At 63.1% G+C, this 23,236-nt stretch carries 28 protein-coding genes and 2 riboswitches; of the genes, 18 read left to right on the top strand and 10 right to left on the bottom strand.

Going from position 1 to position 23,236, the window contains the following annotated elements; genetic code table 11:
* Positions 1 to 118 precede the first annotated feature (118 nt).
* The 9 genes from ubiE to CQ007_RS06810 are packed head-to-tail and all read left to right on the top strand — an operon-like array spanning position 119 to position 6,014.
* Positions 119 to 880, top strand: coding sequence for a bifunctional demethylmenaquinone methyltransferase/2-methoxy-6-polyprenyl-1,4-benzoquinol methylase UbiE (ubiE, locus tag CQ007_RS06850; RefSeq protein WP_105644450.1), 762 nt, complete (start codon positions 119 to 121; stop codon positions 878 to 880).
* On the top strand, positions 880 to 1,503 hold the full coding sequence (locus CQ007_RS06845) for an SCP2 domain-containing protein (RefSeq protein WP_105644449.1): 624 nt from the start codon (positions 880 to 882) through the stop codon (positions 1,501 to 1,503). The genes ubiE and CQ007_RS06845 overlap by 1 nt, the downstream gene beginning before the upstream one ends.
* Positions 1,500 to 3,089 (top strand): ubiquinone biosynthesis regulatory protein kinase UbiB, encoded by a 1,590-nt coding sequence (ubiB, locus tag CQ007_RS06840; RefSeq protein WP_105644447.1) that lies wholly within the window; start codon positions 1,500 to 1,502, stop codon positions 3,087 to 3,089. Before CQ007_RS06845 ends, ubiB begins: the two co-directional genes overlap by 4 nt.
* Positions 3,090 to 3,123: 34 nt before the next feature.
* Positions 3,124 to 3,537: a phosphoribosyl-AMP cyclohydrolase gene (gene hisI / locus CQ007_RS06835; protein ID WP_105644445.1), complete on the top strand. Its 414-nt coding sequence runs from the start codon at positions 3,124 to 3,126 to the stop codon at positions 3,535 to 3,537.
* Positions 3,530 to 3,862, top strand: coding sequence for a phosphoribosyl-ATP diphosphatase (locus CQ007_RS06830; protein ID WP_105644443.1), 333 nt, complete (start codon positions 3,530 to 3,532; stop codon positions 3,860 to 3,862). The genes hisI and CQ007_RS06830 overlap by 8 nt, the downstream gene beginning before the upstream one ends.
* A 21-nt stretch (positions 3,863 to 3,883) precedes the next feature.
* Positions 3,884 to 4,114, top strand: a complete 231-nt coding sequence (gene tatA / locus CQ007_RS06825; protein WP_105644441.1) for a twin-arginine translocase TatA/TatE family subunit — start codon at positions 3,884 to 3,886, stop codon at positions 4,112 to 4,114.
* Between the two features lie 6 nt (positions 4,115 to 4,120).
* Positions 4,121 to 4,534, top strand: coding sequence for a Sec-independent protein translocase protein TatB (tatB, locus tag CQ007_RS06820; RefSeq protein WP_105644439.1), 414 nt, complete (start codon positions 4,121 to 4,123; stop codon positions 4,532 to 4,534).
* Positions 4,531 to 5,310: a twin-arginine translocase subunit TatC gene (gene tatC / locus CQ007_RS06815; protein ID WP_105644437.1), complete on the top strand. Its 780-nt coding sequence runs from the start codon at positions 4,531 to 4,533 to the stop codon at positions 5,308 to 5,310. The genes tatB and tatC overlap by 4 nt, the downstream gene beginning before the upstream one ends.
* A complete protein-coding gene (locus tag CQ007_RS06810) occupies positions 5,307 to 6,014 on the top strand; it encodes a 16S rRNA (uracil(1498)-N(3))-methyltransferase (protein ID WP_105644435.1) in 708 nt (235 codons plus the stop codon). Before tatC ends, CQ007_RS06810 begins: the two co-directional genes overlap by 4 nt.
* Here CQ007_RS06810 and CQ007_RS06805 read toward each other — a convergent pair.
* A complete protein-coding gene (locus tag CQ007_RS06805; protein ID WP_105644433.1) occupies positions 6,011 to 7,123 on the bottom strand; it encodes an alpha-hydroxy acid oxidase in 1,113 nt (370 codons plus the stop codon). The two genes, CQ007_RS06810 and CQ007_RS06805, sit on opposite strands and share 4 nt — an antisense overlap.
* Before the next feature lie 13 nt (positions 7,124 to 7,136).
* On the bottom strand, positions 7,137 to 7,814 hold the full coding sequence (locus tag CQ007_RS06800) for a Fe2+-dependent dioxygenase (protein ID WP_371919803.1): 678 nt from the start codon (positions 7,812 to 7,814) through the stop codon (positions 7,137 to 7,139).
* 224 nt (positions 7,815 to 8,038) lie between these two features.
* Between CQ007_RS06800 and CQ007_RS06795 the strand changes: the two genes are divergently transcribed.
* Entirely contained in the window at positions 8,039 to 10,348 is a 2,310-nt protein-coding gene (locus CQ007_RS06795; RefSeq protein ID WP_105644429.1) for a TonB-dependent siderophore receptor, read from the top strand.
* A gap of 33 nt (positions 10,349 to 10,381) precedes the next feature.
* Here the strand turns inward: CQ007_RS06795 and CQ007_RS06790 are convergent, their stop codons facing one another.
* Positions 10,382 to 10,876, bottom strand: coding sequence for a helix-turn-helix domain-containing protein (locus CQ007_RS06790; protein WP_105644427.1), 495 nt, complete (start codon positions 10,874 to 10,876; stop codon positions 10,382 to 10,384).
* 108 nt (positions 10,877 to 10,984) lie between these two features.
* Between CQ007_RS06790 and CQ007_RS06785 the strand changes: the two genes are divergently transcribed.
* Positions 10,985 to 11,713, top strand: coding sequence for an SDR family oxidoreductase (locus CQ007_RS06785; protein WP_105644425.1), 729 nt, complete (start codon positions 10,985 to 10,987; stop codon positions 11,711 to 11,713).
* A gap of 24 nt (positions 11,714 to 11,737) precedes the next feature.
* Positions 11,738 to 12,331 carry a 2-hydroxychromene-2-carboxylate isomerase gene (locus CQ007_RS06780; protein WP_105644423.1) on the top strand — a complete coding sequence of 198 codons (594 nt, stop codon included), beginning with the start codon at positions 11,738 to 11,740 and terminating at the stop codon, positions 12,329 to 12,331.
* Positions 12,332 to 12,414: 83 nt separating this feature from the next.
* On the opposite strand, the gene dtd is transcribed toward CQ007_RS06780, so the two are convergent.
* Genes dtd through CQ007_RS06755 form a run of 5 tightly spaced genes read right to left on the bottom strand, consistent with a single transcriptional unit; the run spans position 12,415 to position 16,019 of the window.
* A complete protein-coding gene (gene dtd / locus CQ007_RS06775) occupies positions 12,415 to 12,852 on the bottom strand; it encodes a D-aminoacyl-tRNA deacylase (protein ID WP_105644421.1) in 438 nt (145 codons plus the stop codon).
* Between the two features lies 1 nt (position 12,853).
* Positions 12,854 to 13,825 carry a prolyl aminopeptidase gene (gene pip / locus CQ007_RS06770; RefSeq protein WP_105644529.1) on the bottom strand — a complete coding sequence of 324 codons (972 nt, stop codon included), beginning with the start codon at positions 13,823 to 13,825 and terminating at the stop codon, positions 12,854 to 12,856.
* A 60-nt stretch (positions 13,826 to 13,885) separates the two neighbouring features.
* Positions 13,886 to 14,467: an NnrU family protein gene (locus tag CQ007_RS06765; protein ID WP_105644419.1), complete on the bottom strand. Its 582-nt coding sequence runs from the start codon at positions 14,465 to 14,467 to the stop codon at positions 13,886 to 13,888.
* A gap of 20 nt (positions 14,468 to 14,487) precedes the next feature.
* Positions 14,488 to 15,447 carry an META domain-containing protein gene (locus tag CQ007_RS06760; protein ID WP_105644417.1) on the bottom strand — a complete coding sequence of 320 codons (960 nt, stop codon included), beginning with the start codon at positions 15,445 to 15,447 and terminating at the stop codon, positions 14,488 to 14,490.
* Positions 15,448 to 15,482: 35 nt separating this feature from the next.
* Positions 15,483 to 16,019 carry a DUF924 family protein gene (locus CQ007_RS06755; RefSeq protein ID WP_105644414.1) on the bottom strand — a complete coding sequence of 179 codons (537 nt, stop codon included), beginning with the start codon at positions 16,017 to 16,019 and terminating at the stop codon, positions 15,483 to 15,485.
* Between the two features lie 132 nt (positions 16,020 to 16,151).
* Positions 16,152 to 16,238: riboswitch (glycine riboswitch) on the top strand.
* A gap of 43 nt (positions 16,239 to 16,281) precedes the next feature.
* Positions 16,282 to 16,379, top strand: a riboswitch (glycine riboswitch).
* A 23-nt stretch (positions 16,380 to 16,402) separates the two neighbouring features.
* Here CQ007_RS06755 and CQ007_RS06750 point away from each other — a divergent pair.
* The 4 genes from CQ007_RS06750 to CQ007_RS06740 all read left to right on the top strand — a co-directional run bounded on the left by CQ007_RS06750 (position 16,403) and on the right by CQ007_RS06740 (position 18,943).
* Positions 16,403 to 17,023 carry a trimeric intracellular cation channel family protein gene (locus CQ007_RS06750; RefSeq protein WP_105644413.1) on the top strand — a complete coding sequence of 207 codons (621 nt, stop codon included), beginning with the start codon at positions 16,403 to 16,405 and terminating at the stop codon, positions 17,021 to 17,023.
* Complete coding sequence (locus tag CQ007_RS06745; protein ID WP_105644411.1) at positions 16,998 to 17,192, top strand: hypothetical protein; 195 nt, start codon at positions 16,998 to 17,000, stop codon at positions 17,190 to 17,192. The genes CQ007_RS06750 and CQ007_RS06745 overlap by 26 nt, the downstream gene beginning before the upstream one ends.
* Positions 17,182 to 17,340 (top strand): hypothetical protein, encoded by a 159-nt coding sequence (locus CQ007_RS18910; RefSeq protein WP_158256732.1) that lies wholly within the window; start codon positions 17,182 to 17,184, stop codon positions 17,338 to 17,340. The genes CQ007_RS06745 and CQ007_RS18910 overlap by 11 nt, the downstream gene beginning before the upstream one ends.
* 103 nt (positions 17,341 to 17,443) lie before the next feature.
* The gene (locus CQ007_RS06740; protein WP_105644409.1) at positions 17,444 to 18,943 is read left to right on the top strand and encodes a catalase; all 1,500 of its coding nucleotides are present in this window, start codon (positions 17,444 to 17,446) and stop codon (positions 18,941 to 18,943) included.
* 63 nt (positions 18,944 to 19,006) lie between these two features.
* On the opposite strand, the gene CQ007_RS06735 is transcribed toward CQ007_RS06740, so the two are convergent.
* Both CQ007_RS06735 and CQ007_RS06730 read right to left on the bottom strand, forming a co-directional pair.
* On the bottom strand, positions 19,007 to 19,693 hold the full coding sequence (locus tag CQ007_RS06735; RefSeq protein ID WP_105644407.1) for an LrgB family protein: 687 nt from the start codon (positions 19,691 to 19,693) through the stop codon (positions 19,007 to 19,009).
* Positions 19,693 to 20,043, bottom strand: a complete 351-nt coding sequence (locus tag CQ007_RS06730; protein WP_105644405.1) for a CidA/LrgA family protein — start codon at positions 20,041 to 20,043, stop codon at positions 19,693 to 19,695. The genes CQ007_RS06735 and CQ007_RS06730 overlap by 1 nt, the downstream gene beginning before the upstream one ends.
* A gap of 357 nt (positions 20,044 to 20,400) precedes the next feature.
* On the opposite strand from CQ007_RS06730, the gene ccoG reads away from it, so the two are divergent.
* Positions 20,401 to 21,804, top strand: a complete 1,404-nt coding sequence (gene ccoG / locus CQ007_RS06725) for a cytochrome c oxidase accessory protein CcoG (protein ID WP_105644403.1) — start codon at positions 20,401 to 20,403, stop codon at positions 21,802 to 21,804.
* A gap of 22 nt (positions 21,805 to 21,826) precedes the next feature.
* Positions 21,827 to 23,236 (top strand): GntR family transcriptional regulator MpaR, encoded by a 1,410-nt coding sequence (gene mapR / locus CQ007_RS06720; protein WP_105644401.1) that lies wholly within the window; start codon positions 21,827 to 21,829, stop codon positions 23,234 to 23,236.

Here is a 23,236-nt window from a genome sequence, read left to right as displayed (position 1 = left end):
AAACGCATAGCATGCCGGATACTGAGCCGGCATGCGACAGGCTGTCCTGCTTAAAGGTCCCTCGGGGTCGGCAAATATGGGTAGAATGACGGCTCAATTTGCCAAGGCAGATGCTTCCATGACAGACAAATCCAGTTCAGACCGCACTACCCACTTCGGCTTCCAGACCGTTTCCGAATCGGAAAAGGCCGGCAAGGTGGCCGAGGTCTTCCATTCGGTGGCGGCCAAGTATGACCTGATGAACGACCTCATGTCCGGCGGCATCCACCGCATCTGGAAGCGCTTCACCATCGAGCTGTCGGGCGTGCGCCCGGGCAACCGGGTGCTGGACATCGCCGGCGGCACCGGTGACCTGACGCGCAAGTTCTCCAGTCTGGTCGGGCCGACCGGTGAGGTGGTACTGGCGGATATCAACGCCTCCATGCTCAAGGTCGGCCGTGATCGCCTGCTGGACAAGGGTGTAGCCGGCAATGTGCGCTTCGTACAGGCCGATGCGGAAAAGCTGCCGTTCCCGGACAACCATTTCGACTGCATCACCATCGCCTTCGGCCTGCGCAACGTCACGCACAAGGAACAGGCCATCGCCTCGATGCTGCGGGTGCTCAAGCCCGGCGGGCGGCTGCTGGTACTGGAGTTCTCCAAGCCGGGCAACGAGCTGCTGTCCAAGGCCTACGACCAGTATTCCTTCACCATGCTGCCGCTGATGGGCCGGCTGATCACCGGCGATGCCGAGAGCTACCGTTATCTGGCCGAGTCCATCCGTATGCATCCGGATCAGGAAACCCTCAAGGGCATGATGGAAGAGGTCGGCTTTGCCCGGGTCACCTACCACAACATGACCGGCGGCATCGTCGCCCTGCACCGGGGTATCAAGCCCTGATGTCGAGCCGCCTTCTGCTGGCCGGGGTCGAGCGCAGCCTGGCGCTGGCCATCCATCAGGACCCGTTGACCGCCCAGCGGCTGGCCGCACTGCAAGGCCGCGTCATCCTGCTCCGCACCCGCCAGCCGGAGGCCTTGATCTACCTGCTACCGGGCCAGGGCGGCATCGAGCTGGTGCAGCACCATGAGGGCAACGTCGATTGCACGCTCAGCGCACCGGCCAGCTTGCTGACCCGCCTGGCACTGAGTAGCAACCGCCAGCAGTTGCTGTTGTCGCCGGAACTGGAACTCAGCGGCGACACCCAGGTGCTGGTGGAGCTGCAAAATATCTTTGCCGACCTGCAGATCGACGGCGAGGCCGCCCTGGCACGCTGGCTGGGGCCGGTCGCGGCCCATGCCGTCGGCGAACTTGCCCGCGGTGGACGCGATTGGCTCGGCGGCGCCCGCCACAGCCTGCAACAGAGCGTCGCCGACTACCTCACCGAAGAGGGTCGCCAATTGGTGGGACGCGCCGAAGCCGATGCCGCTGCGGCCCAGATTCACGAACTGCGCCTGTTGCTGGACCGGCTCGATGCCCGTGTGCAGCGCCTCATGCAGCCTGATACCGGACCCGACGACGCATGAACCTGACCGCCTTTCTGCGCCTGTTTCGCATCCTGCTGGTATTCACCCGCTACCGTCTGGACCAGTTGATCCAGCCGTTACCGCTGCCCTGGTATGGTCGTCTGCTGCTGCTCGGCCCCTGGAAGCTGTATCCGGCACCGCGCGACCTGACCCGCGGCGCGCGTCTGCGGCTGGCGCTGGAAAGCCTGGGCCCGGTGTTCATCAAATTCGGCCAGATCCTCTCTACCCGCCGCGACCTGCTGCCCGATGATATCGCCATCGAACTGGCGTTCCTGCAGGACAAGGTACCGCCGTTCCCTCCCGCGCAAGCCCGACAACGCATCGAGGAACAGCTGGGGCTGCCGATCGAGGCGGTGTTCGCCGAATTTTCCGACACGCCGCTGGCCTCCGCATCGGTAGCCCAGGTGCATGCCGCGTTGCTGCATGATGGCAGCGATGTCGTGGTCAAGGTGGTACGCCCCGGCATCGAAGATGTCATTCACCAGGATATCCAGTGGCTGTATCTGGCCGCCCGCAGCCTGGAGCGTGTGTCCCGCGAGGGCCGCCGACTGCGGCCGGTGGAAGTGGTGCGCGATTACGAACAGACCATCTTCGATGAGCTGGACCTGTACCGCGAGGCGGCCAACGCTTCCTTGCTGCGGCGCAACTTCCTCGACTCGCCGGTGCTCTATGTACCGAAGATCTACTGGGACTGGTGCCGCCACAAGGTACTGGTCATGGAACGCATCAATGGCATTGCGGTAACCGACCTGGAGGCGCTGAAGGCCCAGGGCACGGACATGAAGAAGCTTGCCGAGCGCGGGGTGGAAATCTTCTTTGCCCAGGTGTTCCGCGACAGCTTCTTCCATGCCGACATGCACCCGGGCAACATCTTCGTATCGCACCGCCATCCCCAGGAGCCGCAATACATCGCCATCGACTTCGGCATCGTCGGCAGCCTGACCCCGGAAGACCAGACCTATCTGGCGCGCAACCTGATGGCCTTCTTCAAGCGCGATTACCGCAGGGTGGCGCAGCTGCACATCGATTCCGGCTGGGTACCGCCGGAAACCCGGGTCAATGAATTCGAAGCGGCCATCCGCAGCGTGTGCGAGCCGATCTTCGAACGCCCGCTGAAAGACATCTCCTTCGGTCAGTTGCTGCTGCGCCTGTTCCAGACCGCCCGGCGCTTCAATATGGAAGTGCAGCCACAACTGGTACTGCTGCAGAAGACCCTGCTCAATATCGAGGGTCTGGGCCGCCAGCTGTATCCCGAACTGGATCTGTGGCGCACCGGCAAACCCTACCTAGAACGCTGGATGCGCGAACGCGCCGGCCCGCGTCATCAGTTGCAGAACCTGCGTCAGCACCTGGAGCGGATACCGCCGCTGCTGGAAACCACGCATCGGGCGCTGGACAACATCGCCCGACGGGATCACCATGCCCCTGCACGCCGCGCCGATGCCCTCGCCCTGCGCCTGATCGGCGCCGTACTGGTGGCGGTCGGCGCCAATGGCCTGGGTACCGACATGAACCTGTGGACCCAGACCCCGCCACTGTACTGGCTGCTGCTGGCAGCCGGCGGCTGGCTGGTGCTGCGGCGCTAGCGATATCCATACCCACGCCTGGCACAACGACGACATGACCGATACGCATACCGATACCGACTGGCTGGACTGCATCAAGTGGGATGCCGACGGCCTGATACCCGCCATCGCCCAGGATGCCGCCAGCGGCCGCGTGCTGATGGTCGCCTGGATGAACCGCGAGGCGCTGCAGTTGACCGCCCAGGAACAGCGCGCCGTGTACTGGTCGCGCTCACGCGGCAAACTGTGGCGCAAGGGCGAGGAGTCCGGGCATATCCAGGTGCTGCACGAGCTGCGGCTGGACTGCGATAACGACGTGATCATCATGCAGGTCGAGCAGCGCGGTGGCATTGCCTGCCACACCGGGCGGGAAAGTTGTTTCTACAAAGTTTTCAAGGATGGTCACTGGCAGGACAGTGATCCTGTCATCAAAGACCCGGAACATATCTATGAGCACAAGCATGAATGACACGCTCAGGCGCCTGGCCGAGGTGCTGGAGCAGCGCAAGCAGGCAGCGGCCGACAGTTCCTATGTCGCCAGCCTGCATGCCAAGGGCCTGAACAAGATCCTGGAAAAGGTCGGTGAGGAATGCACCGAGACCCTGCTGGCTGCCAAGGATTGCCAGCAGGGCGGTGACAAGAGCGAGCTGATTTATGAAACCGCCGATCTGTGGTTTCATACACTGGTCATGCTCAGTCACCTGGACCTCGGCCCGGATGATGTATTGAAAGAACTGGAACGGCGTTTCGACTTGTCCGGCCTGGCCGAGAAAGCAGCGCGAGCACATAAGTAGGGCTTTGCCCTGGAGGTTGAGATGGGTTTAGGTGGAATCAGTATCTGGCAACTGGCGATCATCCTGCTGATCGTGATCTTGTTATTCGGCACCAAGCGGCTCAAGGGCATCGGTGCCGACGTGGGCGAGGCGATCAAGGGCTTCCGCAAGTCGATGCACGAAGATGACAAGCCGTCGGTGGAAGAACACAAGGGCGAAACCCTGGACGTCAAACCCGAGCAGAAAACGGAATCCACTCAGCATAAGGACTGATCGTCCATGTTTGATATCGGTTTTCTGGAAATGGTGGTGATCGCGATCGTCGCCCTGCTGGTGCTGGGCCCCGAACGGCTGCCTGGCGCAGTGCGCATGGCCGGTCTGTACCTGGGCCGCATCAAGCGCAGCCTGGCGGATGTGCGCAGCCAGGTAGAACGGGAGATGGGCGCCGACGAAATCCGTCAGGCGCTGCACAACGAGAAGATCATGGCTGATCTGGCGAAGAAACCGGACGCTTCCAAGCCGGGCGCCTCCCATGTCAAGCGCGCCAGCCAGGCCGAGGGTGCGGAGCAGGCCGCGGCGTCTGTGCCGGAGCCTGCAGCACAGAACGCCGATGCGCCGCCGGCAGCGCCGGATGCAATTGCCACCAGTCCTGCCCCTTCATCCCATGACGATAATCCGGCCGCACCGAAATGAGCGACAAACTACCTGAGCAGGGTCCCGGCGGCGACATGCCGCTGATCGCCCACCTGACCGAGCTGCGCTCACGGTTGCTGCGCATCATAGTGATCTGGCTGCTGATTTTCGCCGGGTTGTTCTATTTCGCCAACGACCTCTACACCTTCATCTCCGAGCCGCTGCGAGTGTACCTGCCCGAAGGCACGAGCATGATCGCCACGGATGTGGCCTCACCGTTTCTCACGCCATTCAAGCTGGCGCTGATCAGCGCGCTGTTCCTGGCCATGCCCTTTGTCCTGCATCAGATCTGGGGCTTTATCGCGCCGGGGCTGTACAAGCATGAGAAGCGCATCGCCCTGCCACTGCTGGCCTCGAGCATCATCCTGTTCTATGCCGGCATGGCGTTCGCCTATTACGCGGTGTTCCCGCTGGTCTTCGGCTTCTTCACCAGCGTCGCCCCCGAGGGGGTGACGGTGATGACCGACATCAACAACTACCTCGACTTCGTGATGACGCTGTTCCTGGCCTTCGGCCTGGCCTTCGAAATCCCGGTCGCCACGGTACTGCTGGTACTTGCCGGGGTGGTGGATGTGGCCAAGCTCAAGCAGATTCGCCCTTACGTGATCATCGGCTGCTTCGTCATCGGCATGCTGTTGACCCCGCCCGACGTGATCTCCCAGACCATGCTGGCCGTCCCCATGTGGTTGCTGTACGAGGTCGGCATTCTGGCCAGCGGGCTGCTCAAGCCAGTGAACCGGGAAGCCGAAAGCCAGGACGACAGCCCCGGCGCATGAACCTGCTGCTGCTCGAAGAGCAAGACTTCATCGCGCCGCAGCGGGCTCGGCTCAGTGGCCGGCGCCTGCAGCATATGCTGGAGATTCAGCAGCTGGCAGTGGGTGACAGCCTGCGGGTCGGCCTGATCGATGGCCTGATGGGTGAAGGCCAGGTACTGTCGCTGGATGACCGCCACGCTGAACTGCAACTCAGGCTGACCCAACCACCGCCCGTCAAGCTGCCGCTGACCCTGCTGCTGGCCATGCCCAGGCCGAAGATGTTCCGCCGCATCCTGCAGCACTGCGCCACCCTCGGTGTGGGCGAGATCATCCTGCTGAACAGTTACCGGGTGGAAAAGAGCTTCTGGCAGACGCCCTTTCTGCAGCCGCAGCAAATCCGCGACAACCTGCTGCTGGGCCTCGAACAGGCCCGCGATACCGTACTGCCCACCGTGCGGATCGAGAAGCGTTTCAAACCCTTCGTCGAAGACCACCTGCCCGGCCTGATCGGCGACAGCCTGGGGCTGGTCGCCCACCCCGGCGACCATCCGCCCTGCCCGCGCCAGCACAGCGGCCCGATCACCCTGGCCATCGGTCCGGAAGGCGGCTGGATTCCCTATGAGGTGGACATGCTGGCCCGTGCTGGATTGCAGCCGGTGCAGATGGGCGAGCGCATCCTGCGGGTGGAAACCGCCGTGACCGCGCTGCTGGCCCGATTGTTCTAGCTGGCGCCCCAGAGCACCCGCTCATCGATATCCGCCAGCGTGCGGCAGCCGGTGAGGACCATCGCCATTTCCAGCTCGGTACGCAGAATGTGCAGCACATGGGCGACGCCTGACGGCCCGCCGACCGCCAGCGCCTGCATATAGGGACGGCCGACCAGCACCGCCTGGGCCCCCAGGGCCAGGGCCTTGAGGATGTCCGTGCCCCGGCGTATGCCGCCATCGACCAGCACCGGCACCGCGCCATCGACCGCCCGCACCACAGCGGGCAAGGCATCGATGCTCGCCGGTACGCCATCCAGCACACGCCCACCATGGTTGGAAACGATGATGCCATCCGCGCCATGGGCCAGCGCCTGGCGCGCGTCGTCCGGATTGAGCACGCCCTTGAGCAGGATCGGCAACCGGGTCAACCCACGCAGCCAGTCGAGGTCCTGCCAAGTGGGCGCCGCGGCCAGCAATGGGCTGCCGAACAGCGGGCTAGTGCCCGCCTGCGCCGTGTGCGGCGGCAAGCCGGCCATGCCCGCCAGATTGACCGTCTCGATATGCGCCGGCAGGGCGAAGCCGCTGCGCTGTTCACGGTTGCGCACACCACTGACCGGCGCATCCACGGTCAGCACCAGAGCCTGGTAGCCCGCCGCCTCCGCACGCCGTACCAGCGCCGCGGTGAACTCGCGGTCCGGCTGGATATACAACTGGAACCACAGCGGCGCATGGGCGGCCCTGGCGATCTCCTCCAACGCCACGCTGGCCTGGGTGCTGATCAGCATGCCGGCGCCCATCGCCGAGGCGCCGAGCAGCGTGGCCAGTTCGCCATCGGCATGCACCAGGCGCTGATGGGCCACCGGCGCCAGCATGATCGGATAGGCAAAATGCTGACCGAACAGGCTCAGTTCGGTACTGCCGCCGCGCATATCCCGCAATATACGGTTGCCGAGCCTGATCCGCGCATAGGCGGCGCGGTTGTCACGCAGCGTGGTTTCATCCGCTGCACCGCCGTTCAGCCAGCTCCAGGCGGCCGCGCTCATGTGCTGCCGGGACAGCTCGGCATAATCGTCCAGCGCCACCACATCGGCGGGTATCCGTTGCAGCGGCGGCAATCCATCGGTCATCTCCGGCTCCCGTTCAGGTGTTGGACCATTGGCGCAGCAGGTTGTGATAGACGCCGGTCAATTGCGCCAGCGCCGGATCGTCCGGCAACTTGAGCGTCAGGTTCTGTATGGCGTCATCCAGATTCAGCAGGATACCGCGCTGGCTATCCTCCCTGACCAGGCTCTGCACCCAGAAGAACGATGCCAGGCGCGCGCCACGGGTAACCGGCGTGACCCGGTGCAGGCTGGTGCCCGGATAGAGCACCATATCACCGGCCGGCAGCTTGACGCTGTGGCTGCCGTAGGTGTCCTCGATGATCAGTTCACCGCCATCGTATTGGTCCGGGTCGCAGAGAAACAGGGTCGCGGAAATATCCCCCCTGACCCGGTGCGGCGTGCCCGGCACGCTGAGCACCGCGCTGTCGATATGGTTGCCGTAATGGCCGCCGCCCTGATAGCGGTTGAAACGCGGCGGGAACACCTTGAGCGGCAGCGCCGTGGCCATGAAACGCGGGTTGCCGCCCAGGCGTTCGAGGATGAAATCGCCAATCTGCCGGCTGACCGGATGGTCCTGGTCCAGTTGCAGGTTGTGCTTGGCCTTCAATGCCTGATGCCCGGCGCTGACCCGGCCATCGGTCCAGTCCGCCTGCTCCAGAGCCTGGCGCACCTGGCACACCTGCTCCTTGCTCAGCAGATTGGGAATGATGTGCATCACGTCTGAGTATCTCCCTGCCATCCGGCCATAGTGGTCACCTCGAACCGCCTTGGCGGTCATTGTAGCGAAGTTCGTCAGCGCAGCCTTGGTCAAGGCCTTGAATCAAGGAACACTTCGTTCCGTTTGCGACAACAATCAATGTTAATTATTATCACTTCGATGTAGATTAGCAATGCATTCAATCTGCACATAACAACACAAATCCTTTCAGGAAAGAGCCAATGACCAGACACATCAAAAGCGCCAGGGCCTTGCGCGTTCATCCGCTTGCCACCGCCATCATCTGTGCCACAGGAGCCCTGACAGTCCTGCCGGCCCATGCCCAACAGAGCAGTAATGACGTGCTGCAACTGGAAGCAGCATCGGTAACCGGTAGCCAGACACCGCCCGCCGGCGTGGCATCCTCGCCCAAATTCACCGCGCCCTTGCTCGATACCCCGCAAACCGTGCAGGTGATCCCGCGGGAAGTCTTCATCCAGCAAGGCGCGCAGAGCCTCACTGATGTGCTCGGCAACACCCCCGGCATCAGCTTCAACGCCGGCGAGAATGGTTTTTCCACCAGCTCCAACAATTTCCAGCTGCGCGGCTTCGATACCAGCGGCAGCATCTTCGTCGATGGTGTACGCGACTCGGGCAGCCAGAACCGGGACATATTCAACGTCGAACAGGTGGAAGTGATCAAAGGCCCAGCGGCGGACAACGGCCGCGGCGGTCCCGGCGGCTATATCAACCAGGTCACCAAGACGCCCCAGTTGCAGAACTTCAACCAGGCCACCATCGGCTTCGGCTTCGACAGCTACGAGTCCGACAACCGCCTGCGTGCCACACTCGACAGCAACCATGTGATTGCCGATGACGTGGCCGTACGTGTCAACCTGTTATCCATGGACAGTGGCATGCCCGGGCGTGATCGCGCCGAGCAGACCAGCTTCGGCATCGCCCCATCGATCTCCTTCGGTCTGAATACGCCGACCCGCTTTACCCTGGCGTACCAGTATGTGAAGCACGAGGATGTGCCTGACTGGGGCGTACCCGCCGCGTTCATCAAGGGCATGAACAACTACGATTCGGCCACCAGCAAAAGCGATCGTGACAATTTCTATGGCCTGAAGTCCGATTATGACGACGCCGAGTCCTACGCGCTGATGGGTCGTATCGAACACGACTTCTCCGAAAACACCACCTTCAGCAACCAGTTGCGCTGGTCGCAGAACAAGCGCGATTCACGCTTCACCGTTCCCTTTGGCTACGACCCGGCAAGCCAGGAGGTCGCCACCCAGACCCAACGCTATGACCGCACCAACGTCACCCTGTCCAACCTGAGCAGCCTGGTTACTCGCTTCCAGACCGGCGGCCTGGAGCATACCCTGTCCACCGGACTGGAACTGAGCAGGGAAACCTCGGAGGCTGATCGCTACGGGACCAACGATGCAGGCAGTACCGACCTGTTCAATCCCGACCCTTCACGCTCCGGCTCCTGGAACCCCCAGGCGGACCAAGGCAACGAAGTGAAGATCGACACCGCCGCGGTATACGCCTACGACACCATCAAGCTGAACGAGCGTTGGCAAGTCACCGGCGGCCTGCGCGCCGAGCACTACAAGGCGAAGATCGACAGCACCAATGCCGACGGCACGCCACAGGGCCCGGCAGACGGCTACAAGGCTTCCGACACCACCCTCGGCGGCAAGCTCGGCCTGGTGTTCAAGCCGGCGGCTAACGGCTCTATCTACGCTTCGGTCGGCCTGTCCACCCTGCCGCCGGGTTCGTTCCTGTCCAACCCGGATATTTCCCGTACCGGTGACAATGCCTTCCCTGGCCTGGTCGGTCAGAACAATGACAAGGCCAAGACCCAGAAGGCGGTCAACTATGAGATCGGCACCAAATGGGAGCTGTTCGACCAGCGCCTGTCCGCCACTGCGGCGCTGTTCCACAGTGAACGCCGCAATGTCGCGATCAGTGGCAAGACCCCTGGCGACCCGGACAGCCCGACGGAATTGAAGGGCTACGGCAAGCAGATAATCCAGGGCCTGGAGTTGGGTCTGGCGGGCAAGATCACCCCGCAGTGGGATGTGTTCGGTGGCGTGGTGTTCCTCGACAGCGAGCGCAAGCACAGCGCCTATCTGGATGCCGCGCGGCGCGAAGCCAACCCGGGCGACTACGGCAGCTTCACCTCCACCCGTGGCGATGAACTGGCCTTCACCCCGGATACCAGCGCCAACCTGTGGACCACCTACCGGTTGCCAATCGGTCTGACCCTGGGTGCCGGCGCGCGCTATGTGAGCGAATCCTGGCTGGGTCGTCCGGATGATGCCGACCGCATCATCCCCAATGGCCAGTTCGGTAAGCTGCCGGACTACACCGTGTACAACGCGATGGTCGCCTATGAGGTCAACCCGAACATCCAGGTGCGGCTGAATATCGACAACATTACCGATGAGCTCTATGCGACCTCGGCCAACTGGCCCGGTACCCGGGTCGCCCTCGGCGCGCCACGCTCCTATCTGCTGAGCACCAGCGTCAGTTTCTAAGAGATAGTTTGATTGAAGATAAACGCCGGGCAGCTACTGCTGCCCGGCCTTATCCAGCAATATATCCTCCGCCAGATCCAGCCAACCCGGCCCTACCTCCACCCTGATATCCCGCGCGCCGACAGGCTCGCCGCATTCCGAGCAGACCGTCACCGGGCGCATCGGCTGGCCGCAGCCCCTGTGCACATGACGAATCGGCGCGCCGCGCTCATCGGCCATGTGCCGGTCACCCCAACTGACCAGCGCCATGATCGCCGGGTGCAGCTCCAGGCCGCGCTCGGTCAGCCGGTATTCTTCGCGCAGCGGCCGCTGCTGATAGGGCACCTTGGCCAGCACGCCGTATTCAACCAGCTTCTTCAGGCGATCGGCCAGTACGTGGCGGGTCACGCCGAGGCGCTTCTCGAACTCATCGAAACGCCGCACTCCGAGAAAGCAGTCGCGCAGCACCAGCAATGTCCAGCGGTCGCCGACCACGGCCAGCGTACGGGACAGGGAACAGGGCTGTTGGTCCAGCTCCTCCCAGCGCATAGGTCATCCTCCAATCAACAAACAGCCACAGGATAGCTTGACAAGTTCCAAAAAGAAACTGACTATATTTATCAGTTCTAAAAAAGAACCAACAACCAGGAGCCTACCATGTCCAGATCCCCTGTTGCTGTCGTCATCGGTGCCGGCGATGCCACCGGCGGCGCCATTGCCCGACGTTTCGCCCGCGAGGGCTTCGCACTGTGCATTACCCGTCGCCAGGCCGACAAACTGGCACCACTGGTCGAGAATATCGAGCAGGCCGGCGGCACGGCGCACGCCTTCGGCTGTGATGCCCGCAGCGAAGAGCAGATGGTCCAGCTGTTCAGTGACATCGAACGGGATATCGGGCCGATTGAAGTGGTGATCTTCAATATCGGCGCCAATGTGCACTTCAGCATCACCGAGACCACCGAGCGGGTGTACCGCAAGGTCTGGGAGATGGCCGCCCTGGCGGGTTTTCTCACCGGCCGCGAAGCCGCCAAGGTGATGCTGCCCCGTGGGCGCGGCACCATCATTTTCACCGGCGCCACCGCCTCGCTGCGCGGCGGCAAGGGCTTCAGCGCCTTCGCTGGCGCCAAGTTCGCCCTGCGTGCATTGGCCCAGAGCATGGCCCGCGAGCTGGGCCCACAGGGTATCCATGTCGCGCACCCGATCATCGACGGCGCCATCGACACCGCCTTCATCCGCGATAACTTCCCCGAACGCTACGCACTGAAGGATGAGGGTGGCATTCTCAATCCGGAGCATATCGCCGAGCAGTACTGGCAGTTGCATTGCCAGCCCCGTGACAGCTGGACCCACGAGCTGGATCTGCGGCCGTGGATGGAAACCTTCTGACCCTTCAACACTGGAGCAACAAGCATGAGCAAGCAGGTAGAGTTCTTCTTTGATGTGGGCAGCCCGGCCAGTTACCTGGCCTGGACACAGATCGGCGCCCTGGCTGAGCGCCACGGCGCCGAGGTGGTGTACCAGCCGATGTTGCTGGGCGGGGTATTCAAGGCCACCGGCAATGCCTCGCCGGCCACCATCCCGGCCAAAGGCCGCTATACCCGGGTGGACTTCCAGCGCTTTGCGCGGCGCTACGGCGTGCCGTTCCAGCACAACCCGTTCTTTCCGATCAATACCATGCAGCTGATGCGCGGCGCCGCCGCCTACCTCGGCACCGACCGCTTCTTGCCCTATGTCGAGGCGGTATTCCAGGCCATGTGGGTGGATGGCAAGGACATGGGCAGCCCGGAGGTAATCGCCGAGGTACTGGGCGGTGCCGGCTTCGATGTGACCGAGCTGCTGCAGAAGATCAACGACCCGGCGGTCAAGGACCGGCTGCGGCAGATCACCGAACGGGCCATCGAGCGCGGCGTGTTCGGTGCACCAACGCTGTTCGTCGGCGAGGAGATGTTCTTCGGGCAGGACCGGCTGGATTTTGTCGAACAGGTGTTGGCCGAAGCCAGATAAAAGACACCGCCCGGGCGTATCGAGCGCCTGCTCGACGCAGGCTCCTGCAGGGCTCCAGAGCCGCCGGCGTAGCGCAGGTGCGCTCAGGTTTCCAGCAGGATGGTCACCGGCCCGTCATTGACCAGGTGCACCTGCATGTCCGCACCGAAGCGTCCGGTGGCGACCTGCGACCAGCTCTGGCGAGCCTGCGTCAGCAGGTAATCGAACAGCTCGGTGGCCTGCTGGGGCGGGGCGGCGGTGGAGAACCCAGGGCGCAGGCCCTTGCGGGTGTCGGCAGCCAGGGTGAACTGCGAGACCAGCAGCAGCCCACCCTGGATATCCTGCACCGAGCAGTTCATGCGCCCTTCGGCATCGGCGAATACCCGGTAGTTGAGCAGTTTGTGCAGCAGCCGGTCGGCACTGGCCCGGTCATCCCGCGGCTCGATGCCGACCAGCACCAGCAGCCCCTGGTCGATCGCTCCGACAATCTCGCCGTCCACTTCCACGCGGGCCTGGCTGACCCGTTGCAACAACCCCTTCACCCTATTCCGCCTCCGGCTTGAGCTTGAGCAGGCGCTCCGCCATGCTCTGGGTAGCGCGCACCAGGGCGTCGGCAATACCTGCCTCCGAGGCTGAATGCCCCGCGTCCCGGATGATCTGCAGCTCACTGGCCGGCCAGACCTGATGCAGGGCATGGGCATTATCCAGCGGGCAGATCATGTCGTAGCGCCCATGCACGATGACGCCGGGAATATGTTCGATCCTGGGCATCTCGCGCAACAGTTGATCCGGCTGCAGAAACGCCTGGTTGATGAAGTAGTGGCACTCGATGCGAGCCATGGCCAGGGCCCGCCGGGCATCGGTGAAACGATCCACCACCTGGGGGCTGGGCCGTAGCGTGGCACAGCGCCCCTCCCAGCAGGACCAGGCCCTGGCGGCATGCATCTGGCAGATTTCGTCATCGCCGGTCAATCGCCGGTAATAGGCGGCGACCATGTCGCCGCGCTCCGCTTCGGGAATCAGCGACTGGTAGTCTTCCCAGTAGTCGGGGAAGATGCGGCTGGCGCCCTCCTGGTAGAACCAGTGGATATCCTGGTCACGGCACAGGAAGATGCCGCGTAGGATCATGCCCATGACCCGCTCGGGGTGGGCCTGGGCATAGGCCAGCGCCAGGGTCGAGCCCCAGGAGCCGCCGAACAGTACCCACTTGTCGATATGCAGATGTTCGCGCAGCGCTTCAAGATCCTCGATCAGCGCGGCGGTGGTGTTGTTCTCCAGGCTGGCATGGGGCGTGGAACGTCCTGCGCCGCGTTGGTCGAAGGTGATGATGCGGTAGATCGACGGGTCGAAGAAGCGTCGGCTCAGGTTGTCGCAGCCACCGCCCGGTCCTCCATGGATGAAGACCACCGGCAGGCCGTTTTCCTGCCCGCTTTCATCGACGTACAGCACATGGGGCGCCTCGACCGCCAGATCATGACGGGCGAAAGGTTTTATCTCCGGATACAGCAATTGCATGATCATACTCCCGGGTGGGCAGCCTCACGGCTGCCGCGGTGATGAGACAAGGCACGCCAGTCAGCCGCCGAAGGGCCGGACACCGATCAACGGCCCATGCAACCACAGGGCGAATATCACCCAGGCCAGCAGACCGACGACAACGGCGATGCCATCCCGGCTGACGCCGGCAGCCGGGTAGCGTACGCCAGCCAGCCGGTCACGGCGGCGCAGCACCACATACAGGGCCACAGCCCAGGCCAGAAAGCCGCCGAACAGCAACAGGTCGGCCAAGGTGCCGTTGGCGATCAAGTGCGCCAGGGCCCAGAACTTGACCCCCAGCAGCATCGGATGGCCGACCCGGGCCTTGATATGCGTGCCCGGCACATACGTCGCCGCCAGCAGGATAAAGGCGGGGATCGTCAGCAGCGCCGCCAGATGGCGGGTCCAGACCGGCGATACCCACAGCCAGGTGGGTGCCAGCCGCGCCTGCCCATATCCCCAGATGATCAACAGCAGGCCAACCACCGCCACCACCGAATACAGGCCCTTCCAGGCCCCCAGTCCGCGGCGCTCGACCTGGGTGGTACGCCAATCGGCGGCAAACAGGCGCGTGGAATGCACGCCGAGAAAGATCAGTAACCCCAGTACCAGTGCTATCACGTTTATCTCCTTGATTATTATCAGTTTTCCAGGCGGGCCTTGAATGATCCGTCGGCAGACCGCAACAGCAGTGCACCGGTCTCATCGAAATCAAAGCCCTGCAGGTTCTCCAGGTTACGCAGCACCCGCTGCTCCTGCTCCATCAGAGAGGGTGCGCAGGCCATTCTGGTGGTGGCCGTCTGGCCGATGCTCAGGCCCTCCCCGGTCAGTTGGTATTGTCCCATGTAGCTGTTGCAGGAGGCACGTCCGCTTACCCGGCCATCGGTCCAGAAATTCAGTGTCACCCGCGACCGGTCGATGATGCCGCCACCATTGATATCCTCGACCACCCATTCGCCCCCTTGCAGCAGGCGCGCCGGCTCACCACCGCACCCCTGCAGCGTGGCACCATCCACCTGCACACTGACCTGCTGCGGATAGGGCATGCCGCTCATGCTGTCGTGGCACAGCTGGTCGGTTACCTGAAGGCTGACCGGGTGTTCCTGGGTGCTGATCTGGCCGCGGGTATCACCGACGACATAGGGCTGGGCCGGCAGCTCGCCTTCGTTCAGCCGGTTCAGGCTCAGCATGCCGTGCTCCAGCGTCACCGACCAGAACGGCTCATTGCCGGAGGCGCGGTAGGGCTCGATGATCGCGCCGACAGGGGCGCACAACGGATACTCGGTACCCTGCAACACCAGCCAGGCCTGCTCGCCCTTGAACCACAGGCTGGTTTCCTCGTCAGTCTCGGCGACATAGCGCGCACCGGAGGCGCTGATCGCGCGGCGCAGCTCGAGCTGCTCACCATTGACTCGCATCTGCAGGTGTTCACCCTGGCCCTCGGCGGTGACCGGCAGGCGGCCACAGTGCAGCTCGGTAGAGAATGCGATCTCGCCAATGACGTCCTGCGCTGGTTGGTCAACCGCCTTGGTGCCACAACCAGCCAGGGTGGTCAGGGTGGCGGCCAGCGCCAGCGTCAAGGTCTTGGGGTACATAGTCATGTCCTCATCAAATAGGTCGGTAGAGTTGGTGCCGTTCAGAATGACGAACCCGGCTGGGACAGGAATACCAGCTCCTCGTCGGTGGAGGTTCGCCCCAGAATCTGATTACGGTGCGGGTAGCGGCCGAAGCGCCGCAGGATGTCCCGGTGCTGCACCTCGAAATCCAGGCTGCTTTCCATGCCGGGGGTACTGAACAGCTCCACTGCCCGCTCGTGGACCGGCAGCGACTCGCTGTGCATGAATGGCATGTACATGAAGCTGCGCTGTACTACCGGCAGGGCCAGGTCGGCACCGGCGGTGATGGCTTCTTGCGCCAGGACCAGCGCCATGCCGTCATAGGCGAAGGATTCAGGTCGGCCGCGGTGGATATTTCGCGAGAACTGGTCGAGCAGGATGATCTCGGCCAGCCGCCCCTGCGGTGTCGCACGCCAGCGCCACAATTCGGCGCCAGTCGCCTGCCGGTGCAGCATGCCGAAGCGTTGCTCGATCAACCGGTCCAATTGCTCATCCTTGGTCCACCACATCGCTGGTTCGAGCTGCGCGAACCAGAAATCGAGTATCTGCTGATGCATTGGCCTCTCCACTGGGTTGCTCGGCCCCAGTGTAATCAATCCGCGGCACCACCGCCCGTAAAACTCCGGCATCGGTCGATCGATCGGCTTTATCTGACCCGGCATGGCGCTAGCGCGCGCTTACTGTATAATCGCCGGCTCGCAGGAGAGAGGGGCAACCACCCCCGCCGAAGGCGCAAACTCCCATAATCGCTCAGGCACAGTTACTGCGAACCATATCAGGAAGCCTGACAGGCGCCGCCGAGGCGCTTTCCATGCGACCGTACCGCCAGCTGGAGAGAGGTTGCCCGAGCAACCCACCGAAGGGGCAAGCAGTCTGTGACTGCGTAAACTCTCAGGTAAAAGGACAGGGGGAGAGGCGACACAGTTCAGAGGAAACCTGTGTGCTTCTTTACGTCTATCTGATAGCCATCACCGCTGAAGCCATGTCCGGCGCGCTTGCCGCCGGCAGGCGCAACATGGATATGTTCGGGGTCGCCTTCATCGCCTTCATCACCGCCCTGGGCGGTGGTACGGTGCGCGACATGCTGCTGGGTAACTACCCGGTCACCTGGACCCAGCATCCCATGTACATCCACCTGACCATCTCCGCCGGCCTGCTGACCATGCTGGTGGCGCGCTACATGCACCGCCTGCACTCGATATTCCTGGTGCTCGATGCCATGGGGCTGATCGCCTTCACCGTGATCGGCTGCAACGTCGCCCTGCAGCTGGACTACAGTCCCACCGTGGTGATCATGGCCGGCATGACCACCGGTATCTTCGGCGGTATCCTGCGCGACCTGCTGTGCAACCGCACCCCCATGGTATTGCGCAAGGAGTTGTATGCCAGCGTATCCCTGGTGGTGGCGATTCTCTATCTGAGTCTGCGCCAATGGGGCATCAATGAGGACGTCAATCTGCTGGCTTCCTTCAGTTTCGGCCTGGCAGTACGCCTGGCGGCCATTCGCTGGTCCTGGTCACTGCCGGTATTTTCCTATGAGCCGGGACGTTGGAAGAACTGAACAGGGTGATGACACCAGGCCATACCTGCAGGGCAGCCATCCGGGCTTCGTCCTGCGCTGGGTCAGTGGCCTGCTCTTCCTGGTCGGCAGGCTGTTGATGCTGGTCCACAGCTGGCGTACGCTGCGTCAGTTCCATCCGTCTGCCGAGGTAGCACAACATGCCAGCTGAACTCCTGATGATGATCCTGTTCCTGATCGGTTTCTATATCGCCGTCAGCAAAACCCTGAACCGCTACAACGATACCGATCTGGAGCAGGCAGCATCGCTGGCACTGCTGGAAGAGCCACAACTGCCGCCGGACTCCCGGCGGTTCTGAATCAACCGTCCCTACGGCCTCCCTGACCGCCCCCATGGTCTACAGTGTTGAATGAAGCCGTGACAGTCAGGGCTTCCGATGCCTGAACAGGAGGACGTTCCCCATGAGTGATTCAAATAGAAAGCCGCCCACCGGCTCGACCACCGGTGCCGGCGCGCCGGCACCCAGCGATCGCAACTCGCTTACCATCGGTGCCGATGGTCCGATCATGCTGCATGATGTGCACTTTCTCGAGCAGATGGCGCACTTCAACCGGGAAAAAGTCCCTGAGCGCCAGCCGCATGCCAAGGGCGCGGGTGCCTTCGGTGTATTCGAAACCACCGAGAATGTCTCGGCCTACACCAAGGCCGCGCTGTTCCAACAGGGCAGCCAGACTGAAATGCTGGCCCGCTTCTCCACCGTCGCCGGCGAGATGGGCAGCCCGGATACCTGGCGCGACGTGCGTGGCTTTTCGCTGAAGTTCTATACCAGCGAAGGCAACTACGATCTGGTGGGCAACAACACGCCGATCTTCTTCGTACGTGACCCGATGAAGTTTCCACACTTCATCCGCAGCCAGAAACGCCTGCCCGACTCAGGCCTGCGCGACAACCACATGCAATGGGACTTCTGGACCAACAACCCCGAGTCGGCGCACCAGGTCACCTATCTGATGGGGGATCGGGGCCTGCCGCGTACCTGGCGGCACATGAACGGCTATGGCTCGCATACCTATATGTGGGTCAATGCCGCCGGCGAACGCTTCTGGGTGAAATACCACTTCCATACCGACCAGGGCATGGAGTTTTTCACCAATGCCGAGGCGGCCGATATGGCCGGCAAGGATGCGGACTACCATCGCCGTGACCTGTTCGAGGCCATCCAGCGCGGTGAGCACCCGAGCTGGACGCTGTCAGTGCAGGTGATGCCCTACGCCGAGGCGGCCAACTACCGCTTCAATCCCTTCGATCTGACCAAGATCTGGTCGCACAAGGATTACCCGCTGATCAAGGTGGGCAAGATGACGCTGAACCGCAATCCGGAGAACTTCTTCGCCCAGATCGAGCAGGCGGCCTTCTCTCCCGGCAACACGGTTCCCGGCATCGGCCTGTCTCCGGACAAGATGCTGCTGGGTCGCGCCTTCGCCTATAACGACGCCCAGCGCAACCGTATCGGCACCAACTTCCATCAGTTGCCGGTGAACCGACCCAAGGTACCGGTCAACACCTATATGTTCGATGGTCAGATGACCTACGAGCACAGCGGTAATGCCCCGGTGTATGTACCCAACAGCGGCGATCGCAGTTGGGCCGACAATACCGGCAAGATGGAGGATGGCTGGGAGGCGGACGGCGCCATGGTGCGCAGCGCCTATACCCTGCACCCGGAGGATGACGACTTCGGCCAGCCGGGCACCATGGTGCGCGAGGTGTTCGATGACGGGCAGCGCGACAGACTGGTCGAGCAGGTTGCTGGCAGTCTGCTCGGCGGGGTGCGCAGCCCGGTACTGGAGCGGGCCCTGGACTACTGGAAGAGTATCGACCCCGAGGTCGGGCGGCGTATCGAGGAGAAGGTACGCAGCGGCAGCGCGCCTGAACCAGCCGAGGGCATGGGTGAGGCCTGACCCCAGCCACGACTGATCAGGTCGGAAGCGGCGGAGCCTGCACTGGTGCAGGCTCCGCAGTACTCAGCCTATGAACCAGGGCAGCAGCAGCGCGGTCGCCAACCCCAGCAGGCTCATGCCCAACGCAGCGAAGGCGGCACATTCCCCACCCTCGCGCAGCGCGTGGGCGGTGCCTATGGCATGGGCATTCATGCCCAGGGTCAGGCCCCGGGCCGCGGGCGAATCGACTCGCGCCATCCGCAACAGCGGCGGCGCCATCACCGTACCTATCACCCCGGTCAGCATCACCAGTGCGGCGGTCATCGCCGCGTCACCACCGGCCTGTTCGGAAAGCAGCATGGCGATCGGCATGGTCACCGACTTGGGCGCCAGCGACATCAGCGTCACGAAGGGGGCGCCCAGCAGCCAGCCAAGCAACAGGGTCAGGGCGACGATCAGCACACCACCGACCAGCAGGGTGATCAGAATCGGCCACAACAGCAGGCGGATCCGCTGGCGCTGCTGATACAGGGGTACCGCCAGCGCCACCGTGGCCGGCCCCAGCAGCAGCGCGATCGGCTCCGCGGCCTCACGGTAGATGACATAGTCCATGTCCAGCAACCAGAGCATGGCAATCACCAGGGCCAGCGTCACTATCACCGGCTGCAGCAACAGCGAGCCGGTACGCCGCTGCACCCACAGCGAAGCCTGATAGGCGGCCACCGTCAACATCGGCGCGAATACCGGAATGGTTATCAGCAGAGCGAGCATCAGCGACCCTCCTGACGGCGTATCAACCATTGCAGCAACCAGCCACAGAAGGGGATGGCCACCAGCAGCGAGCCGACCAGCGCCAGCGTGATTGGCAGCCAATCCGCGAGCAGCCGGTCATGACTGAGCATGATGCCCGAGGCGGGTACCACCAGCAGCAGCGGCAGATAGCCCAGTAGCGCCGACGCGGTACGCTGCAGCGATTCAGGTACCTCACCCAGCACGATCAGGCCGAGCACCAGCAACACCATGCCGATGATCGGTCCCGGCAGCGCCGGCACCAGGAAATGACTGATCACGGCACCCACTACCTGCAGCGCCATCAACCACAACAAGGCTCCCAGATTCATGCCCGCCTCCGTTCATGCGCGCCGTGTCGCCCGCTTCGTTCGCACTCATCTTGCTGGTAATACATGTACCGTCAGCCTCAAGGCAAAATTGATCCGACCGCGCACTATGCAATATCAGTCAGGAAATGAACAGGATCAGATGCAGCCATAAAAACCATATCAGCAGTCATGCCAGGCCCCTCGCCCCGGTAGAAAACACCATACCGCCGTACCAGCCCAGTCTGCGACAATGCGTCGCCCCCAAAAGACGCGCCTTTGCGCCTGATATGGTTTTTTATTGAAAACCTGAGCCTGTTACATGGCAGCGCTACTGGCGATCATCCCCATCAGCCTGATTAACCACTGATGGGGTAGACCATGGGTGAGCGAATTCCCACCAAGATCATCGATGCCGCCATTGCACGCAATACGCCTGCAAGCGCCGGCGGCCCGATTCATACACGCGGCTTCAAGGGACGCTACCGACGGTTTCGCCTGCTCGGTACCGGCCTGCTGTTCCTGCTGTTCTTCGGCACCGCCTGGCTGAACTGGGATCAACGCCAGGCGGTGCTCTGGGATCTGGTCAGCCGCAAGTTCCATATCTTCGGTGCCACCTTCTGGCCGCAGGACCTGATCCTGCTGTCGGCGATCCTGATCATCGCCGCCTTCGGCCTGTTCTTCATCACCGTGGTCGCCGGGCGTATCTGGTGCGGCTACACCTGCCCGCAAAGCGTCTGGACCTGGATCTTCATGTGGGCGGAAAAGGTCACCGAAGGTGATCGCCACCAGCGTATCCGCCTGGATGCCGCACCCTGGTCGCTCGACAAACTGCTGCGACGCGGTGCCAAGCACGCCATCTGGCTGGCCGTGAGCCTGATCACGGCGCTGACCTTCATCGGTTATTTCGCGCCGATCCGCGAGCTGAGCAGCGATCTGCTGACCTTCAATCTGGGTGGCCAGGCGGCGTTCTGGCTGTTCTTCTTCACCGCCGCCACCTATATCAACGCCGGCTGGCTGCGCGAGAAGGTCTGCCGCGACATGTGTCCCTATGGACGCTTTCAGAGCGCGATGTTCGACCGTGATACGCTGGTCATCGCCTATGACGCCGAACGGGGCGAACAACGCGGGCCACGGCGCAAGGACAGCGAGCCTGCCGCCCTTGGTTTGGGCGATTGCATCGATTGCACCCTGTGCGTCCAGGTCTGCCCGACCGGCATCGATATCCGTGACGGCCTGCAGTACGAATGCATCGCCTGCGCCGCCTGCATCGATGCCTGTGACAGCATCATGGACCGGATGGGTTACGCACGCGGCCTGATCAGCTATACCTCTGAACGCGCCCAGCACGGCGGCCAGACCCGGTGGCTGCGTCCACGGCTGCTCGGCTATGGCAGCGTGCTGGCACTGATGATAGGCCTGTTCGTGGTGGCGCTGATGGAGCGCCCGCTGATGTCGCTGGACGTGACCCGGGATCGCACCATGTTCCGCGAGAACAACGCCGGCCAGCTGGAGAATAGCTACAGTCTCAAGGTGATCAACAAGCGCCAGCAGCCCGGTCACTACCAGTTGCGGCTGGACGCTCCGGCCGATCTGCAATTGTCAGCACCGGTCACCCTGCAGCTGGATGCGGAAGATATCCGTGATATTCCGCTGCGCGTCATCTGGACCGGGGAACAGCTGCCGGCCGCGCGTCAGCGGATCCGCTTCGTCCTTACGGCAATGGATGACAACAGCGTCCCGGTTGTGGCCGAATCAACCTTCCTGGCCCCGGTCAGGCGCTGACTCATCCACCGCGGAAATACCGATGAAACGCTATGAACGCCTGGCCGACAATATCGCCGATCTGATCCGCAATGGCATCCTGGCACCGGGGGAAAAGATCCCCTCGGTACGCCAGGCCAGCCAGAGCTACGGGGTCAGCCCGTCCACCGTGTTCCAGGCCTATTACCTGCTCGAAGACCGCGGCCTGATCCAGGCCAGGGCACGCTCCGGCTACTTTGTCCGCAGCCTGGCCGCGCTGCCGTTGCCAGAGCCGCAGCCCAGCCTGGCCCCACACCAGGCGACCGATGTGGATGTCAGTGAACTGGTGTTCTCGGTGCTGGGTTCGCTGAAGGATCCGCACACCGTGCCCTTCGGTTCGGCCTTTCCCAGCCCCGACCTGTTTCCCCTGGCCCGGCTGGCCCGCTCCATGGCGCACAGCCTGCGCAACCTGTCACCGCACGACATCATCGCCGACATGACCTCCGGCAACCCCGACCTGATGCGCCAGATCGCCCTGCGCTACATGGTCAGTGGGGTGATGTTGCCAATGGAAGAACTGGTCATCACCAATGGCGCGCTGGAGGCACTCAACCTGGCACTGCAGAGCGTGACCCAGGCCGGCGACCTGGTGGCCATCGAGTCACCCGCCTTCTATGCCTGCCTGCAGGTACTCGAACGCTTGCAGCTCAAGGCGGTGGAGATCCCGGTGCATCCGCGTGACGGGGTCGACCTGGGGGTACTGCGCGAGCGCCTGGGCAGCCTGCCGATCAAGGCCTGCTGGTTCATGAGCAGCTTCCAGAATCCGCTCGGCGCCAGCCTGGATGACAGTCGCAAACAGGAGCTCTACAACCTGCTGCGCCAGCACCAGGTACCGCTGATCGAAGATGACGTCTATGCCGACCTGTACTACGGCGAACGCCCACCCACGCCGATCAAGGGCCTGGATACCGATGGCCTGGTCATGCACTGTGGCTCCTTCTCCAAGACCCTGGCGCCGGGCTATCGCGTCGGCTGGGTCGCCGGCGGGCGTTTTACCGAGCGCATCGCCCGGCTCAAGCTGATGACCACCATTTCTCCCTCGGTACCGGCACAGGTGGCCATCGCCGATTATCTGCAGCACGGTGGCTACGACCGCCACCTGCGCAAGCTACGCCACGCCCTGGAACGCCAGCAGGATGCCATGCTCGCCTCAGCGGCCCGGCACTTCCCGAAAGGTACCCGGGTCACCCGCCCCAACGGCGGCTATTTCCTGTGGTTCGAGTTTCCCGAGCAGGTCGACTCGCTGCAGCTGTTCCGCCTGGCGCTGGCCCAGGGTATCAGCCTGGCCCCCGGCCCGATCTTCTCGGCCAGCCAGGGCTTTCGCCACTGCGCCCGACTGAATCATGGGCATGCCTGGGGCGCTGACAGTGAACAGGCGATGGAACTGCTGGGGCTTATGCTGCGCTCGTTCTGA

Origin of the sequence: Pseudomonas sp. MYb185 (genome assembly GCF_002979975.1) — a bacterium.
GTDB lineage: Bacteria > Pseudomonadota > Gammaproteobacteria > Pseudomonadales > Pseudomonadaceae > Halopseudomonas.
This window is presented reverse-complemented; position numbering and strand designations above follow the sequence as displayed.

What these genes read in the sequence shown, in the direction of transcription:
- ubiE (WP_105644450.1), top strand. Translation starts at nt 119, where the DNA reads ATGACAGACAAATCCAGTTCAGACCGCACTACCCACTTCGGCTTCCAG.
- CQ007_RS06845 (WP_105644449.1), top strand. Translation starts at nt 880, where the DNA reads ATGTCGAGCCGCCTTCTGCTGGCCGGGGTCGAGCGCAGCCTGGCGCTG.
- ubiB (WP_105644447.1), top strand. Translation starts at nt 1,500, where the DNA reads ATGAACCTGACCGCCTTTCTGCGCCTGTTTCGCATCCTGCTGGTATTC.
- hisI (WP_105644445.1), top strand. Translation starts at nt 3,124, where the DNA reads ATGACCGATACGCATACCGATACCGACTGGCTGGACTGCATCAAGTGG.
- CQ007_RS06830 (WP_105644443.1), top strand. Translation starts at nt 3,530, where the DNA reads ATGAATGACACGCTCAGGCGCCTGGCCGAGGTGCTGGAGCAGCGCAAG.
- tatA (WP_105644441.1), top strand. Translation starts at nt 3,884, where the DNA reads ATGGGTTTAGGTGGAATCAGTATCTGGCAACTGGCGATCATCCTGCTG.
- tatB (WP_105644439.1), top strand. Translation starts at nt 4,121, where the DNA reads ATGTTTGATATCGGTTTTCTGGAAATGGTGGTGATCGCGATCGTCGCC.
- tatC (WP_105644437.1), top strand. Translation starts at nt 4,531, where the DNA reads ATGAGCGACAAACTACCTGAGCAGGGTCCCGGCGGCGACATGCCGCTG.
- CQ007_RS06810 (WP_105644435.1), top strand. Translation starts at nt 5,307, where the DNA reads ATGAACCTGCTGCTGCTCGAAGAGCAAGACTTCATCGCGCCGCAGCGG.
- CQ007_RS06805 (WP_105644433.1), bottom strand. Translation starts at nt 7,123, where the DNA reads ATGACCGATGGATTGCCGCCGCTGCAACGGATACCCGCCGATGTGGTG.
- CQ007_RS06800 (WP_371919803.1), bottom strand. Translation starts at nt 7,814, where the DNA reads ATGCACATCATTCCCAATCTGCTGAGCAAGGAGCAGGTGTGCCAGGTG.
- CQ007_RS06795 (WP_105644429.1), top strand. Translation starts at nt 8,039, where the DNA reads ATGACCAGACACATCAAAAGCGCCAGGGCCTTGCGCGTTCATCCGCTT.
- CQ007_RS06790 (WP_105644427.1), bottom strand. Translation starts at nt 10,876, where the DNA reads ATGCGCTGGGAGGAGCTGGACCAACAGCCCTGTTCCCTGTCCCGTACG.
- CQ007_RS06785 (WP_105644425.1), top strand. Translation starts at nt 10,985, where the DNA reads ATGTCCAGATCCCCTGTTGCTGTCGTCATCGGTGCCGGCGATGCCACC.
- CQ007_RS06780 (WP_105644423.1), top strand. Translation starts at nt 11,738, where the DNA reads ATGAGCAAGCAGGTAGAGTTCTTCTTTGATGTGGGCAGCCCGGCCAGT.
- pip (WP_105644529.1), bottom strand. Translation starts at nt 13,825, where the DNA reads ATGCAATTGCTGTATCCGGAGATAAAACCTTTCGCCCGTCATGATCTG.
- CQ007_RS06760 (WP_105644417.1), bottom strand. Translation starts at nt 15,447, where the DNA reads ATGACTATGTACCCCAAGACCTTGACGCTGGCGCTGGCCGCCACCCTG.
- CQ007_RS06755 (WP_105644414.1), bottom strand. Translation starts at nt 16,019, where the DNA reads ATGCATCAGCAGATACTCGATTTCTGGTTCGCGCAGCTCGAACCAGCG.
- CQ007_RS06745 (WP_105644411.1), top strand. Translation starts at nt 16,998, where the DNA reads ATGAGCCGGGACGTTGGAAGAACTGAACAGGGTGATGACACCAGGCCA.
- CQ007_RS18910 (WP_158256732.1), top strand. Translation starts at nt 17,182, where the DNA reads ATGCCAGCTGAACTCCTGATGATGATCCTGTTCCTGATCGGTTTCTAT.
- CQ007_RS06740 (WP_105644409.1), top strand. Translation starts at nt 17,444, where the DNA reads ATGAGTGATTCAAATAGAAAGCCGCCCACCGGCTCGACCACCGGTGCC.
- CQ007_RS06735 (WP_105644407.1), bottom strand. Translation starts at nt 19,693, where the DNA reads ATGCTCGCTCTGCTGATAACCATTCCGGTATTCGCGCCGATGTTGACG.
- CQ007_RS06730 (WP_105644405.1), bottom strand. Translation starts at nt 20,043, where the DNA reads ATGAATCTGGGAGCCTTGTTGTGGTTGATGGCGCTGCAGGTAGTGGGT.
- ccoG (WP_105644403.1), top strand. Translation starts at nt 20,401, where the DNA reads ATGGGTGAGCGAATTCCCACCAAGATCATCGATGCCGCCATTGCACGC.
- mapR (WP_105644401.1), top strand. Translation starts at nt 21,827, where the DNA reads ATGAAACGCTATGAACGCCTGGCCGACAATATCGCCGATCTGATCCGC.